General features: G+C 57.0%; 9 protein-coding genes. 4 read left to right on the top strand and 5 right to left on the bottom strand.

The features are described from left to right. Nucleotides 1–100: 100 nt before the first annotated feature. Nucleotides 101–2,329, bottom strand: coding sequence for a glycoside hydrolase family 2 protein (locus OOT55_RS15830; protein ID WP_265366808.1), 2,229 nt, complete (start codon nt 2,327–2,329; stop codon nt 101–103). A gap of 312 nt (nt 2,330–2,641) precedes the next feature. On the opposite strand from OOT55_RS15830, the gene manD reads away from it, so the two are divergent. Both manD and OOT55_RS15820 read left to right on the top strand, forming a co-directional pair. After that, the gene (gene manD / locus OOT55_RS15825) at nt 2,642–3,850 is read left to right on the top strand and encodes a D-mannonate dehydratase ManD (protein ID WP_265366807.1); all 1,209 of its coding nucleotides are present in this window, start codon (nt 2,642–2,644) and stop codon (nt 3,848–3,850) included. 113 nt (nt 3,851–3,963) lie between these two features. Then, nucleotides 3,964–4,512 (top strand): gluconokinase, encoded by a 549-nt coding sequence (locus OOT55_RS15820; RefSeq protein ID WP_265366806.1) that lies wholly within the window; start codon nt 3,964–3,966, stop codon nt 4,510–4,512. A 144-nt stretch (nt 4,513–4,656) separates the two neighbouring features. Here the strand turns inward: OOT55_RS15820 and OOT55_RS15815 are convergent, their stop codons facing one another. Both OOT55_RS15815 and OOT55_RS15810 read right to left on the bottom strand, forming a co-directional pair. After that, entirely contained in the window at nt 4,657–6,723 is a 2,067-nt protein-coding gene (locus OOT55_RS15815; protein ID WP_265366805.1) for a glycoside hydrolase family 3 protein, read from the bottom strand. Between the two features lie 178 nt (nt 6,724–6,901). After that, complete coding sequence (locus tag OOT55_RS15810) at nt 6,902–8,671, bottom strand: SLC13 family permease (RefSeq protein WP_265366804.1); 1,770 nt, start codon at nt 8,669–8,671, stop codon at nt 6,902–6,904. A gap of 164 nt (nt 8,672–8,835) precedes the next feature. Here OOT55_RS15810 and OOT55_RS15805 point away from each other — a divergent pair, with 164 nt between their 5' ends. Continuing rightward, entirely contained in the window at nt 8,836–9,957 is a 1,122-nt protein-coding gene (locus OOT55_RS15805; protein WP_265366803.1) for a MipA/OmpV family protein, read from the top strand. Nucleotides 9,958–10,075: 118 nt separating this feature from the next. On the opposite strand, the gene OOT55_RS15800 is transcribed toward OOT55_RS15805, so the two are convergent. Further along, nucleotides 10,076–11,419 carry a hypothetical protein gene (locus tag OOT55_RS15800; RefSeq protein WP_265366802.1) on the bottom strand — a complete coding sequence of 448 codons (1,344 nt, stop codon included), beginning with the start codon at nt 11,417–11,419 and terminating at the stop codon, nt 10,076–10,078. Nucleotides 11,420–11,441: 22 nt separating this feature from the next. Then, a complete protein-coding gene (locus tag OOT55_RS15795; RefSeq protein WP_265366801.1) occupies nt 11,442–13,832 on the bottom strand; it encodes a TonB-dependent receptor in 2,391 nt (796 codons plus the stop codon). Between the two features lie 487 nt (nt 13,833–14,319). Between OOT55_RS15795 and OOT55_RS15790 the strand changes: the two genes are divergently transcribed. After that, entirely contained in the window at nt 14,320–15,795 is a 1,476-nt protein-coding gene (locus OOT55_RS15790) for a NarK family nitrate/nitrite MFS transporter (protein ID WP_265366800.1), read from the top strand. The last annotated feature ends 113 nt before the right edge of the window (nt 15,796–15,908 follow it).

The following is a 15,908-nucleotide window of genomic DNA, read 5'->3' as shown; positions in this document are numbered from 1 at the left end:
CCAGCTTTTGGAAATGTACGTTGATACACTTTCAAAAATAGGCCAAAAAAGGGCGCACCAGAAGATATGAGTACGCCCGTCAAGGGAGATCAACTGTTACCTACAAATCACGCTGCTCGTGATAGAAGTTTTTAAGCACATCAAACGCCATTTTCTTTTCACCGGTTTCAGAAATCAGACCTTTGCGATTGTAAGTCTCATGGATTCCATTCAGCTCACGAAGGTGGGAACGAAAATCCGTCAGAATCCACGGGGACATGCCTTTAACCGCTTCACTTCGTTCCAGCATGTCCACTTGAGCCCGGTACACTCTGGCCTGATACTCCTCCGACCAGATGACGCCCTCTTCGGAATGGAATCCGGCTTTTGCACCCGCCCCAAACTCAGAGATGATCATCGGCTTGCCAAAGACGTTATTGAATCGCATTTTTGGCATCAACTTGAACATAGTATCTCGAATCAGTCCCTCATCTACCCCGAGCTCGGGGGCAAAAAAGGCGGAGTAATACCAGCCGAAATACTCGTTGTAACCAACAATATCAACCACTTCACCCAGCTGGTCTTTGATCATGACCGTAACCACATCATTTTTGTCGAAGTCGTCAGGCGCGGTCTTTTCAAACATTGCTCTCAGACGATCCTTCTCTGCCTCGGGAAGCTCTGAATCATGTATCAGCGAATACAAAAGATGGTTACCCACCTCTTCAAACTCCTTCGAAAAGTCACCGATCAGAGCCGAGGCGATCAGGCGATCACTGGCATCCAACGACCTCGCGGTTTCAGCGAGCCCCTTGAGGAAATCCAAACGCTCCTGGGACTGAGGAAAGGTCTCATTGGCGATAGACCACATGACGATAGAGGCTCGATTCAAATCCCGGGTAACATTGTCGCTAATTTGAGCTTGAGCAACCTGTTGCGTGTGTTCGTTATCCCAGTCAATCAAGGAGACAATGGGAATTTCACTCCAAACCATCAACCCTAGCTTATCGGCCATTCTGACAGTGTGCTCATTGTGGGGGTAATGAGCGAGACGCACGAAGTTTCCACCCAGCTCTTTAATCAGCTTCATCTGTACTTCGGCATCCTCAGGTGAGTTGGCCATCCCCGCACGCAGGGGAGTTTCTTCATGCATGCTGATGCCATAGAGCTTTACAGGTTTACCATTAAGTACGATGTTCTGACCCTCGGTTTCGATGGTTCTAAATCCTATCTGGTCCTTGATCTCACGCCCGTCATAGCTGATTTTCACCTCATATAGTTTCGGGTTTTCCGGGCTCCAGAGTTGAAGATCGGCCTGGGTGCTGAACTCAGCGCGTCCGTTCTTACCCACAGACACCGTCTGTTTGACACCCGCTTCGGGGATTTCTACCGTCACAGCCCCACGTTGAACGTTATCGGACAACTGAATCCAGCCCCTGATCTCCCCACTCTCCCGATCATCCAGGTATACGTGATACTGGCTGACATGCTTTTCAGGCAGCGTCAGCAGGTTTACATCGCGAGTAATGCCACCGTATTTCCAGAAATCAGAGGTGCGCATCGTCGGGATGGTACTGTCGTCCAGAAAAGCATCGACGCGAACGATAATCGTATTCTCTCCGTCTTTGATGTGGTCTGTCACATCAAAATTGAATGCGGTGTAGCCGCCCTCATGTCGACCCACCAGCTCGTCATTGACGAACAGGTCAGTGACATAGTTGGCGCCACCAAAATGAACGAAGTACCTTTTTCCTTCTTCCTTATCAATCGGCACAATTTTGTGATAGAACATTTTTCCGCGGTAGCGATCCAGATCGACACGCTGGCTGTTCCAGTCACCGGGAACCTTAAGCTGGCTTCGATCATCAAACGAGGTTTCTTTGAGCTCCATGCCGGTGAGCTGGTCTCGGTTCAGGTCATTGATGTATCCACCGATTCTCCAGCCGATGCCCGCTTCATCCACTTTAATGTCCCACATGCCGTTGAGGGAGCGACGCTCGCGACCGTAGATATTGGTCAGCAATGGCGCGGGTTGCGGGTAAACGTCTGCATCAGGAAAAACCGAGAAAAACTCATTATCCGAGTCGTTTTCGTCACCGCCTTCAGCTGCCCCTACTGAGGCCGCCACCACCCACAAACAGCACAAGGCCGCTCGCAGTAGCTGTTTATGTATCTCACCCATGGTTATAACCTCACCTGTTGATTCCGGCCCTACAGGTCGGAAACTGTTATTTTCGAAGATGGCCAAACCACCCGCTGCCTGGTGGCCTGACCACTTTACCATGATGATCAAATGAATCCCAAAAGTCAACCGGTTTTGAGGAAAAATGACCGAAGGAATGGAAGACATAAAAGGGATAGAGAGGGGCGCTCAGCCTTCCTGGCGCCCCATAGGTGACCAGTAGCTGTGCCGATGCATCAATAGATCAGGCCCAAACCAAACTCAAACCGCATGGCTCAAAGGTGCGCCCCACAAAAAAATAGTTTTATATTATCTATAAACATGTTGACGACACCCTCCCTGCTGGTATTATGGCCAAGTGGTAAGGCCACAAATCAGACCACTGCGACGCCGACCCGTACGCCGACGTCTATAGACGACCCGTGAGAGAGCATTCACGGAGCTCGACAGTCTCGATATACCTAGTCACTCGGAGTCAATATGAAAATTGTTAATTGCAAGGTTATTGTAACCTGCCCTGGCCGTAACTTCGTTACCGTCAAAATCGAAACGGATGAAGGGGTTTACGGTGTAGGGGATGCGACCCTTAACGGTCGGGAGTTGGCCGTTGCCTCATACCTTGAGGATCATCTGTTTCCCTGCCTCATCGGCCGGGACCCCCAGGATATTGAGGACATCTGGCAATACATGTATCGCGGCGCTTACTGGCGCCGGGGTCCCGTTACCATGGCAGCTATCGGGGGTATAGACATCGCCCTTTGGGATATCAAAGGTAAAGTGGCAGGACTACCACTCTATCAACTCCTGGGAGGCCGTTCGCGCAACGGCGTTATGGTTTACGGACACGCCAACGGCGTCGATATTGAGGAAACCGTCGACGAAGTCGCCAAGTTCATCGACATGGGATATAAAGCGATCCGAGCTCAGTGTGGGGTTCCCGGCATTCCTTCCATTTATGGGGTGACCGAGGACAAGATGTTTTATGAGCCTGCCGATGTCGGCCTGCCTGACGAGCAGGTTTGGTCAACCGAAAAGTACCTGAACCATGTGCCCAAGTTGTTTGATAAGCTTCGGGAGAAGTTTGGCTTTGAGCATCATTTGTTGCACGACGCCCATCACCGCCTGACGCCCATTGAGGCGGCACGCTTGGGTAAAGACCTGGAACCCTACCGCCTGTTCTGGCTTGAAGACGCCGTACCGGCGGAAAATCAGGAAAACTTCCGGTTGATCCGCCAACACACGACAACCCCTCTTGCCGTCGGGGAAGTCTTCAACTCTATCTATGACTGTCAACAGCTGTTCTCGGAGCAGTTGATTGATTATATCCGGGCCACCGTCGTTCACGCTGGCGGCATCACCCATTTCCGCCGCATTGCCAACCTGGCCGACCTGTACAATGTGCGGACCGGTTGTCACGGCCCCACAGATCTATCCCCCATTTGCATGGGAGCGGCTCTACATTTTGATACCTGGGTTCCCAATTTTGGCATTCAGGAGTACATGCGGCACACAGAACAAACGAACGAAGTGTTCCCGCACGATTATCATTTTGAGGATGGTTACCTTCACGCCGGCTCCGCTCCGGGGCATGGCGTGGACATTGATGAGGAACTGGCCGCTCGCTACCCATACAAACGCGCCTACCTGCCGGTAAATCGGCTTGAAGACGGCACGCTTTATAATTGGTAGGTACTTTGGATAAGGCTGGCTTACCAGGCCAGCCTTCCGATCCCTTTACAGCGAGTCTTGGCTACATGAGAAGAGCTGTAGAGGTGGCATTACACGCAAACAGGCTTTTGACTATGACAACCTCTTCAAACCTCCCGAAGGAGTCACGCACTCCTGTTTTGATCGTGGTAATGGGCGTGTCAGGATCTGGCAAGACAACTCTTGGAAAGGCGCTGGCGGGCCACCTGAATTGGCGCTTCCTGGACGCCGACGATTTTCACAGCGCTGAGTCTCGTGCGCACATGGCCTCAGGAAAGCCCTTGACCGATGACATGCGAAAACCCTGGATATCGGCTATCTGTCAAGAACTTAAAGAACACGCCGAAGACAACAAGCCAGCCATTCTTGCTTTCTCCGGTCTTAAAAAGTTCCACCGTGAGCCTTTGCGTCATTGCGGTTTACCCGTGATATTCCTTCACTTGACCGGTGAGCGGGAGACTTTGGCGCAACGTATGCTCGCACGTAACGATCATTTTATGCCTCCCAGCCTGTTGGATAGCCAACTGGAAACCTTGGAGGTCCCGGCAGATGAAGAAGACGTTTTCTCGCTAGCCATTGAAGCGCCGTTGGAAGATCTATTGATTCAAGCCGAAAAATTGATAAACCAACACGGCAATTCCTAACGTTGAACAACGAGTATATCCACCCCGGTATCTCACAGCCCAACGCTTCTATAATACCCGGAAGCGCCACCGCCTCAGCCAGGTTCTTTGTCGCGAGACCTGCATAAAGCATATGGCGCTTCACGGAGTTGCTATCCCGGTGTATCAATAGGTCAAACCTGCACCAAACTCAAACAGAGCATAACCCTCTGGCTCAAGGTAACCGGGAACATCTGACCGATTGGTCTCCACCGCTTGCTGTGAGATGGGAATGGTAAAGGGCAGCTTCCCGGTGGGCGCGAACCGTCCCTCCACAACATCCATCAGCGCCTCCATGGATGTGCCAAAAGTCGCCACAACTGTGTTCAATGAACCCTGATTAATCTCATTGATCACCCAGGGATTGCTGAAATTGATCGCTACCACCGTGGGCTTGTCTTGCAGCACTTGATTCACGCGTTCTACATCGACGCCGTTCTCGCTAAGCCTGAGGTCAATTGAGTCACCCGTGGAGCCAAACAGGCCACCGTTATTGGGGAGCAACCAAAGCACCACGACATCCGCCTCTTCACGTGTGCGCACAAACTCAACGTCCCAAGGATGGGATATCGGAGCGAAGACTTCACTGGGATTGCCACCTTTCAAGTCGTCCCGATAACGCTCCACATATACCTTGGAGCCGGATTTCAGCGGAAGGAGCGATTCGTCATTGCGCAGAAGCACCACGGATTTACGCAATGCGAGATCGGCCCGCTCCTGATGTGCCTCACTACCCACAACCCTTTCGGCATAGTCGGGATCTACATAAGGATCCTCAAACAATCCTAAGGCAAACTTCTCCGCCAACAAGCGTCGGACGGAGTCATCCAGACGGTCTTCCGAAACCAGCCCGCTCTTCACGGTTTCTAGAAGAACGGTCGGATCCGCCGTTCCGGAGAAGAGGTCAACTCCGGCGTCTAATGCCTTGCGGTAGCGCTCCGGCAATGACAGGGACTCCACTCCCCAAGGCATCATCTCGATAGGTCCGGTATCCGAATTGATAATCCCCTCAAACCCCATTTGCTCCCTTAACAGTCCGGTCAAGACCCGCTTGTTGTAAGCAAACGCCACCTCTTCAAAATCTGTGCCTACCGGCTTAGCGTAGTAAGGCATGATGGATGCGGTTTTAGCTTCAATGGCCGCTTTGAACGGCTTCAGATGGTAATCGAACATGTCGCCAGGATAATGCTGATCCTTGCCCCAGAAGAAGTGGGGGTCCTGCCCGTCAACCTGAGGGCCGCCACCGGGAAAGTGTTTAGTGGTCAGGGCGACCGAACCTTTCCCCAAGCTCTCTCCCTGAAAGCCCAGAGTCACCTCACGGATCATGTCCGCTGCCAAGTCGGCGTTCTCGCCGAAGGTGCCTTCGACACGTTCCCAGCGCGGCTCCGTCGCGAGATCCGCCATGTACATATAGCCTTTGCGCAGCCCGACCGACGCCCACTCATGACCGGCAATTTCAGCGAACTCTCGGGTCAACTCAAGGTCTCGCATGGCAGCGAGCCCCAGCTCACCGGGCCAAGTGGAGAAGGTGGTATCGCCCAAACCAACCCCCATAGCGTTATCTACAGTGACATGATTACGCGGGTTGGATGAAACGATCACGGGAATTCCCAAGCGGGTACCTTCCGCGACCGCTTGAACGTTGTTGGCCCACTCCGCGATTAACCGGGGATCGGCATTGGTACGCAAAATCAGGTGTCGGAGGTGGCGCTCCTCTATTCCCTTTGTGGTACCGGAAAACATGAGCATCGGCTCAGGTAGAGGCTGCTTAGTGAAGAGATTCATCTCCATGACGATGTCCTCCTCGGACAGACCACTCGTTACCTCTCCACCCCCATCCCTTAAGCCGAAAGCACTCCCGCCGTCCATACTCACCGAGCTGATCAGCATAAAGCCAACCTTCTCCTCCAGCGTCATTTTGCCGACCAGGTCCTCGACCCGCTCAGCGGTAGGTCGGCGCCAGTCTTCATAGGTGTCCAGCGCCCCATTCTTATTCAGGTCTTTGAATTGATAGCCGTCCGCTCTTAGCAGTTCACTGGTTCGGACTTCCAGCTCAGGTTGACTGTAGCTTTTCTGAGGTTCTTCAACTAACGATGTTTGACCGCAAGCCGCAAGTGCGACCGCCAACGCAACGACTGCGAACCGAGCCGAGCGTAAGCCGTTGCCGGTGAAGAAGTCTTGGATTCTATTCATAGCCTGACCTACCGAATTTGGTAATCATTGGGGTAAAAGGCACACCAGCAGTGCGCCTCCAGCGGTACAGCGTTTCGGAAGGATAATGCGATATTGGTCCGATGGTCAACTGGTAAGACCACCTAAAGTAAAGTCTTCTCCTTGCAGGACTACGCGCTGACCCGGCAGAAGCACCAGGCTAGACGGTCAGCGGCCAACCCAGAATCAGTACCACAATGGTCGAAATACCGATCACGGCATTCATCGGCGCCCCGACCTTCAGGAAGTCGGTGAAGCGGTAGCCCCCCGGACCGTAGACCATCAGGTTGGTCTGGTACCCCAATGGCGTGGCAAAGCTGGCGGAGGCGGCGATCATCAGGGCGAAAATATAGGGCTCCGGGTTCAGGCTCGCTTTTTCGGTGATCTCGAGCACCACCGGCAGCATGATGATGGCCGCCGCGTTGTTGGTAATGCTCTCCGTCAGCAGGGACACCGAGATATAGACCATCAACAGTATCAGCCAGGGGTGGCCACCGCTGAGGCTGACCAGCGTCTCTCCGAGCAGTCGGGCCACGCCAGTTTTGTCCAGCGCCACCCCCAGCGCAAAGGACGCGGCGATGGTCAGCAATACCGTGATGTCCAGGCTTTTCTGGGCCTGGGGGGCGGAGCAGCAGCCGGTAATCAACATGGCCGCAGCGCCCAGCAGGCCCGCGTGCAGAATCGGCAGCAGACCCGTGGCGGATACCAGCACCACGGCGAGCAGAATACCCCAGGCAAGGTAGGCCCGCTGATGGCGCGGCGCCTCGGTCTGCAGGTCGTTGATCAGCAGGAAATCCTTGTTGTATTGCTGGCGACTGACAAACGCCGGCCGCGCTTCCAGCAGCAGGGTGTCACCGGGCTTGAGCTTGATGGTGCCCAGGTTGCCCGGCACTCGTTCACCGTTGCGGGCCACGGCGAGCACCACCGCCCCGTAACGCTCCCGGAACTGGGAGTCCCGGATGGTCTGGTTGATGCAGTTACTGTGCGGGGAAATCACCGCTTCCACCAGGCGCCGTTCGCTGTGCTCCCTTCCCAAGGTCGGCTCACCATTGGTGGAGGCCACAATTCCCTTGATCCGCAGCAGATCGGAAATCGCTTCGGTATTACCCGCGAAAATCAACCGGTCGCCCGCCTGCAAAGGCTCTTCCGAGCCTACCGCCGGTACGATGGCCCCGGCGCGCTCGATCTCCACCAGGTAAATCCGCTTCAGGTTACGCAGGCCCGCCTGTACGACGGTCTTGCCCACCAGGGGCCCATCGGCGGCCACGGCCACCTCCAGGGTGAACTCCCGCAGGTTGCCGAAAATTTCCTTTTCCCGCCGATCCGGCAACCAGCGGGGGAAGAACACGATAATGAAAACCAGGCCGATGATCGCCACCGGCAACGCCACGGCGGTAATCGAGAACAGCGAGAACCCGGCCTCTCCGGTCATGGACTGGTACTGACCGTTGACCACCAGGTTGGTACTGGTGCCCACCAGCGTCAGGGTGCCCCCCAAAATGGCGGAGTAACTCAGGGGAATCATCAGCTTCGAGACGGGGACATCAATGCGCTTGGCCCAGGCCCGCAGGGCCGGAATCATGGTGGCGACCACCGGGGTATTGTTCAGAAAGCCGCTGAACAGCGCGACCGGGAGGGCGACCCGTATCTGGGCGCGCCGCACGCTCTTCGGCTCACCGAGCAGATAATGCACGATCAGCTCGATGCCACCGGAGGCATGAATACCGGTGGCCACCACAAACATGGCGGCCACGGTGATCAGGCCGCTGTTACTGAAACCGGAAAAGGCTTCCGACGGCGTCAGTACACCCGAGACCAGCAGAATCACCATCACGCCAGTCATGACCAAGTGCGGGCCAATGCGCGTGAAGATAAGAGTGCCCAGTGCCCCCAGGGTCAGCAGAAGGGACAACAAGCCTTGCCATTCCATACAGTCTCGTCCAGATTAGGGTAATAATGCCCGCGAGCATAACCAAAGCGGGTTCTAAGAGAAAATAGTTATTGGCTCTAGGGTTATAACACTGGAGCATATACGCATCCAGGTTTGCCGACCCTTCGTACTGGCTGGACAACCACCCGAACAAGGAAACTTTCATGGCTTCTCGTCGCTGTGCAATGCGCACCGCCGCTCTTCGCGGGCTGGTGCTGTTGAGCGCCCTGATCACCCTGCCCGGCACGGCTGCCGAACTGGATATCGAGCTGACCAACCCGCCGGCTGACGGCCCCCTCTACGTCCTGCTGTTTGAGGATGCCGACACCTTCGGCAGCCTGCGCACCGCTCAGTACCGGGAGCGCTTTGTCGCCGGACAACCGATTCGGCTGTCCGTCCCGGAAGGCGACTACGCCGTTCTGCTGTTTGTGGATGAAAACGGCAACGGCGAGTTGGATCGCAATTTTATCGGCATTCCCCGGGAGCCCATTGCCCTGTCCAACAACTATCGCCCCAAGGGGCCGCCCAACTTCAATCGGGCCCGGCTGACCCTGAGCGACGACGCGCCCACGCAACAGACCCTCTCCCTGAGCCAGATACTGGGCGATACGGGCCAGTGGGGCGTCGGCATCGGCGCAGTCGGGCAGACCTCGCCCTACCGTGGCAGCACCGAACAACCCGGCACGGTGATTCCCGCCATCGTCTACATCGGTGAGAAACTGCAATGGACGGGCCCGCGTATCCGCTACACCCTGGCGGGCAGCACGGACTGGCGACTGGCGCTTCAGGGGGATTTACGCCTGGGCGCCTACGAAGAGCAGGACAGCCCCTTCCTCGCCGGACTGGGCGATAGGGACACCACCCTGATGCTGGGGTTGGCCTGGACCCGGGAGCTTCCCGCCGGCATCGATTTTACTGTCAGCGGCAGTCAGGATCTGTTCGACCGCTCCGGCGGGCAGCAGGCGGAACTGTCGCTCAGTCGCGGTTTTCAGTGGGGGAATTGGCGACTGTCACCGTTTTTAGGGTTGAATTGGCTGAGCGCCGATTTGGCGGACTACGAGTTTGGCGTGCCGACAGAGGCGGCCACCGCCGAGCGGCCCGCCTATCAACCGGCTTCAGCCGTCAACCCGGAGGCCGGGGTGACGTTCTTTTACGAAATCACCCAGGGATGGCAACTGGTGGGTAATATCGGCGTGGAGCAACTCGACGACGAGTTGACCGATAGCCCGATTGTGGATGAGGAGCGGTTGATGAAAGGGTTTGTGTCGTTGACCTATACGTTTTAGGTGTTTGACCGGGTGAGGTGACGGCGGATGCGCGGTCCAATCGCTGCGCTCAGCCCCTACGGATAACACGGCGGGTTGCGTAGGGCGGGTAAGCACCGCGCACCCGCCGTAACCTGTCTCAATGCTCGTGGTCGTGCTCGAAAGCCCCTTCAAATCCAAGCCACGCTACCTTGGCCGGCGTCACGTCCAGATTGAGGACGGTCTCGACCGCACCGGACTCCAGATCCACTTCCACTACCGAGTTGGCCACCGGATCAGTAATGTAGACCAGGTGACTGGCATGGGACACGCTCATTACCGGGCGCAGATCTTCTGCCAAACCGCTCAGGTCACTGGTGACTGCGTCAATCGGCTCCCGAGCGGCCCAGCCATCGACGATTTCGAGGCGGATCAGATCACCGGTGCTATCCAGCACCAGAAAGTGTTCGCCTTCGGCATCGAAGCCGTAACTGATTGCCGTGCGCTCAACATCGCCACGCCAATCCAGAGGCTCCATGGTGCCCGCTTCCGGATCGATCAGGTGAAGTTCGCCCGAGGCGATGCCAACCAGAACGTCACCTTCGGACATTCCGTACAGCGAGCCAATCCGACCTTCAAAGCCTTCCGGGTTAGCGATTTTCTCGCCGACAAACTCACCGTTTTCTTCATGGATCACCAGCACGCCATCCGTGCAGCCAAACGCGACGCCATGATGCCACTGAGCGCTGCCATGAAGTCCCGGGCAAAGGGTGTCAAAAGTCTGCTCGAGCTCGTATTCGCCGTCGTGCCAATGATAGCGGGCCACCTGGTCGGGCAACGTCGTACTCTCATCATTGGCGTCCCGGACGGTGGCGAACAGAAAGTCACCGAACTGTCGCGCGGCGCCGTGCTGATGGGTATCCAGGGTCAGCCACTGGCCACCGCTGTTATCGGCCAGGTCGGCTTCGGAGAAGACGCCGACCTGAGCCGCCTCACCGAGATCGGCATTGCCATCGTAGAAGATCACCGAGCGCTCACCACCGGTGGTGAAATGGGTCGGACGTGGACCCGGCGCCGAGAAATCGGCAAAGCTCGGGGAGGTGATCGTGTAGTCCCAATGATCGTCGTGGTACTCGCGAATCAGACCCGAGTCCACCGCGTTCACTTCATCCGCGTCGCGCTGCAACACCACGCCAAACCGATGGTTCGCGCTGGCATATACCGCCGAGGCGGGGTTATTCATTTCGTAATGGGCCAACTCGTCACCGTCATCCAGATCGTAGAGAACCACTTCGGCCTCATCGTAGGCGGCGACCAGTAACCGGCCTTTGGTTTCCGGCGCGTCACCATGGGCCGAATCATGCTCATCCTGATGATCAGGATCGTCGGAATGATCTTCCACCGGGTCGCGCTCCACAATCTCGGTGCTGCTGCCACCGCAACCGCTCAATACCAGAAAAACACTCAGCCCCAAGGCCGATGAAAAAGTGTGTTGCCAAGCCATGCCAGGAACTCCTGTTCGTTGCTTAAAATTTCGAGCGCAAACCCACCGCTATCGAGCGTGCGGGCAAGGGCGCCCTGTCTTTCAAAAATGACGTGTGCGGACGCGCTTCGGTGTCCGTGAGGTTGTTGCCCTGGATATAGAAGGTCATGGTCTGCGCGGCCCATTCCCACTCGTAACTCAGTTGGGCATCCACCAGGGTGTAACCGTCGGTTTCAGATTCCAGATTGGCGGTGCGGTCCTGATCGAAGTAGTGCTGCGCACCCAGCTCTGTTCGCCATCCATTGAGTTGATATTCCAGCGTTGCTCCCACCCGCAGCGGCGGAATACGCGGTATGGGCTCGCCGCCATGGAGACTCGCTCGGGTGTAGTCACTCATCAGGGTCAGACGCCAGGGACTGGCCAGTTGCCACACCAATTGGCCTTCCAGACCATACAGGCGTGCATCCCGGGCGGTGTAGTGATACACCGGCAAGGCCTCTTCCTCCTCATGCTCTTCCGCTCCAGGCTCTGCCTCACCGTGATCATGTTCATCGGCGTGGTCGTCCTCCGCCTCCAGGCCAGTGGCCGACAGGTAATAGAAATCGTCCATCTGGTTGTAGAAGGCGTTCAACGTGAAGCCCACATCGCCTTCAAACTTGCGCAGGGTCAGGTCAATATTGTTGGAAGTTTCCAGCTCCACCGCCGCCGGACTGACCTCGGCGTGAAAGTGTCCATCCGCCTCTTCGTGCAATTCATACAGGGCTCCGACTTCATAACTGCTGGTACCAATGTGAGGGCCAAAGGAATAGAGCTCCGCCGCCGATGGGGCACGCTGTGCGCGGGACAGTGCCAGCCCCAGGTTGTAACCCTCGGTGAAATCCCACACCGCACCGGCGGACAGGCTGAACGGCTCAAAGGTCTGTTTCACTTGATAGGCCGCCAGCAATCCCGGCTGATCTTCCATCGGAAGCGTCACCTGATCAGCGGACAGTTCGACCCGTTCAGCGCGCGCGCCCAACTGAACCTGCACCGGACCAAAGTGCCGCTCCTCCATCCAGCCCAGCGCCAGACTTTCGGTTTCCGACGGGGGTGTAAAGGCCTCAGCCCCCTCGGCAGAGAAGTCCTGATGCTTGTATTGCAGACTCCAGGCACCGCGCCACTCGGCCACCGGGTGATGGAACAGCTCCGCTCGCAACTCCTGACTGGTGCTGGCGAAGGTGGTAAGAGGCACCCCCTCTTCAATCTCCGAGTGGGTATAGTCGGTATAGCCGAGGCGCGTATTCAGGGCACTGAACCAGGGGTGGTCCAGGCTCAGCTCGCTGATCAGTTGTACCCGGTCCTGCTCCAGGTCGGCGTAGACATCCACGTCGCCCTCACCGTCATGGCTTTCATGGCTGTGCCCGGGAATGCCGTAGGTTCTCTCCAGCCGTCCGACAGAGACACCCACAAAGCCGTTATCCAGTAAATAACTGGCCCCGACATTGGCGCCCTTGGCGCGGTAAGCGGAGTTATCCAGGCGTCCGTCAAACGCCTCGTCGGCATGGTCGTGTTCATGGCCAGCCTCGTGCTCTTCACGCTCGGCGGCCACCGGAATCCGGTAGTCGTTGGACTCGCGCCAGAAACCGTCGGCATGCGTGGCCCAGGAGCCCGCACCTCCGGTGACGCTGGCGCTGACCAGGTTTTCATCCGCCACATTGTCGTGCTTCAAGTGCCACTGGCCGGACAGTTCATTGTCCGTTGGCACCCGGCCGTCGACGATATTGACCACCCCGCCAATAGCGCCGCTGCCATAAAACAGGGTGGCCGGGCCGCGCAGCACTTCCACCTGCTCGGCGGTCGAGGTCTCCGTGGTCACCAGATGATCCGGGCCTACCCGGGATACATCACCGGCATCCAGGCCGTTCTGCGTGATGAGGACACGGGGGCCGTCCAGGCCCCGGATGACCGGGCTGCTCGCCACGGGACCATAGTAATTGGTATGCACCCCCACCTCATTTTTCAGAGTCTCCCCGAGGGTTGACGACTGCTGACGGGCGAGGGTGTCGCCGGCAATCACGTTCACCGGCTGCGCTGATTCCAGGGTCGAGGCGTGCCAGGGCAGGGCCACGACTTCGATGACTTCAATGCGGGTGGGCCGCAGACGAATGGTCACGGGCCCTTCATCAAGGTCGACATGCAACTGCTGATGCACAAACCGGGGCGCCATGATGTGCAGCTCAACTTCATCGCCACGCAGATCCTCCAGCGAGAAACGGCCCGCCGCATCGGTCAGGGTTTTCCGGTTACTGCCCACCCATTCGACCACCGCGCCGGCCACCGGCTGACCGTCGACGTCTCGCACTTCCCCGCTCAGGGTTTCCGCCAGGACATTTGGGGAGACCAATCCGGCCCACAACAGCCCAACACCACTCCATTGCAACCAGTTCTTCTGCACAACAACCTCCGGGGTCTGAATCTCATTTACTTTTGTTATGGTATAACATAACTACAAAAATGGAAATCCCCTCTCGTCTCCTTCCGCAATGCCCCTTTTTGAGTCACTCCACAGTGCAGAAGATTTATGCGCCATCTTTAACTCGCTTTCCTTTGGTCCACTCTCCCTGACGCCCCGACCATACCGGCTGAAAGTGCACCATCCTGAGCCGGCCCCGCACTCCAAAAGCGCGACAATCCATGAACAAGGCGACTCGCCCATCGAACGCCAAATTGAAAATGGCTTTAAAAACAGTATGTTAAAAAAGTTTTTTGTTTGGCACAGGCATTGCAATTCCAGACCCAGTCGCGCTGCCGGCTTTTTGTCAGCCCTTGAGTCCCGGGCACAACAGAGGACCACTGAGCAGCGCGAAGCGTGCCCCAATGCGGTTCATTCGTATCGGAGCACCGCACAGAATTCCCGGCCCACTATTCTGGATTGATGCCCTATGAGCCTGAACAAACTGAATCCGCTGGATTTTTCCCAGCCGTCCATTCGGGTCCTGCACCTGACCTGGTTCGCCTTTTTCCTCTCGTTCGTGGTGTGGTTCAGCCATGCCCCGTTAAAACCGTTGATCACCGAAACGCTCAACATGAGCGGCGCCCAGTGGAAAGCGCTATTGATTCTCAACGTGGCACTGACCATTCCCGCACGCATCGTGATCGGTATCCTGGTGGACAAGTTCGGTCCCCGGAATGTGTTCTCCGGTCTGCTCGCCTTTTCAGGGTTACTGTGTCTGGCCTTCGCCGCCTCACAATCCTTCGAGCAACTTGCCCTGACCCGATTTCTGCTGGGCTTTGTGGGCGCCGGCTTCGTCATCGGCATCCGAATGGTCGGTGAATGGTTCCCCGCCCGGCAGGTCGGCCTGGCGGAAGGTATCTATGGTGGCTGGGGCAACTTCGGCTCCGCCGCCGCGGCCTTTACCCTGCCCACCCTGGCGGTGGTCGTATTCGGCAGCGTCGGCGGCTGGCGCGCCGCCATTGCCTGCACCGGTCTCATCGCCATTGCCTACGCCGCGGTTTTCTACTGGCGAGCCCGTAACACCCCGAAAGGCTCCACCTATTTCAAACCCAAAAAATCCGGCGGCCTGGAAGTGTCCTGCAAGCGGGACTTCTGGCTGTACATCGCAATGAACGTGCCGATGTACGCGATCCTCGCCGTACTGGCCTGGCGCCTGGGCCCGTCCAACATCAGCCTGCTCACCCAGAGCTCGGTCTACCTGATGTACCTGGTGCTCCTCTGCCTGTTCGCGTTTCAGTTCAGCCAGATTTATCGGGTGAACAAGGATATGCTCAAGCATGGTGTGCCGGAGCATGACAAATACGAATTCAAGCAGGTGGCGGTATTGAGCTGGGCCTACTTCGTGACCTTCGGCTCCGAGCTGGCGGTGGTCTCCATGCTGCCGGCCTTCTTTCTGGAAACCTTCACTCAACTGAGCCTGGCCGAAGCCGGCATGCTCGGTGGCGCCTTCGCTTTCATGAACCTGGTGGCCCGTCCGGGCGGCGGCTGGATCAGCGATAACTTCGGGCGCCGGCGCAGCATGTCGATTTTTATCGGCGGTCTGGCGGTGGGCTATTTCATTCTCTCGCAAGTGACCGGCGGCTGGCCGGTGTGGCTGGCGGTCGTGGCGGTAATGTGCTGTTCTTTCTTCGTCCAGGCGGGTGAGGGCGCGGTGTTTGCCATGGTGCCGCTGGTGAAGCGTCGCATGACCGGTCAGATTGCAGGCATGGCCGGCGCTTACGGAAACGTGGGTGCGGTCACTTATCTGACGGCCTATAGTTTCATGGATGCGAGTACATTCTTTCTGGTGATCGGCGCCTCGGCCGTAGCGACCTTTTTCCTCGTCCAGATGCTGGCCGAACCCAAAGGCCATATGAGCGAGATGATGGCCGATGGTACTTTGCAGAAGATTGAGCTGACTTGATGCTTGGGCTTATTAGGTTGTAGGAAGTCCGGGTCGGGACAGGGTGAGGCCTTTGGAGACCCGCCGTGAATACATCCCTGTAGGCTTCTCGTCGGCTCCCTGCCTCCGAGAGT

The sequence above is a fragment of the Marinimicrobium sp. C6131 genome (assembly GCF_026153455.1).
Lineage (GTDB): Bacteria > Pseudomonadota > Gammaproteobacteria > Pseudomonadales > Cellvibrionaceae > Marinimicrobium.
Note: the sequence above shows the minus strand (reverse complement) of the source record. Positions and strands in the feature narration are given on the sequence as shown.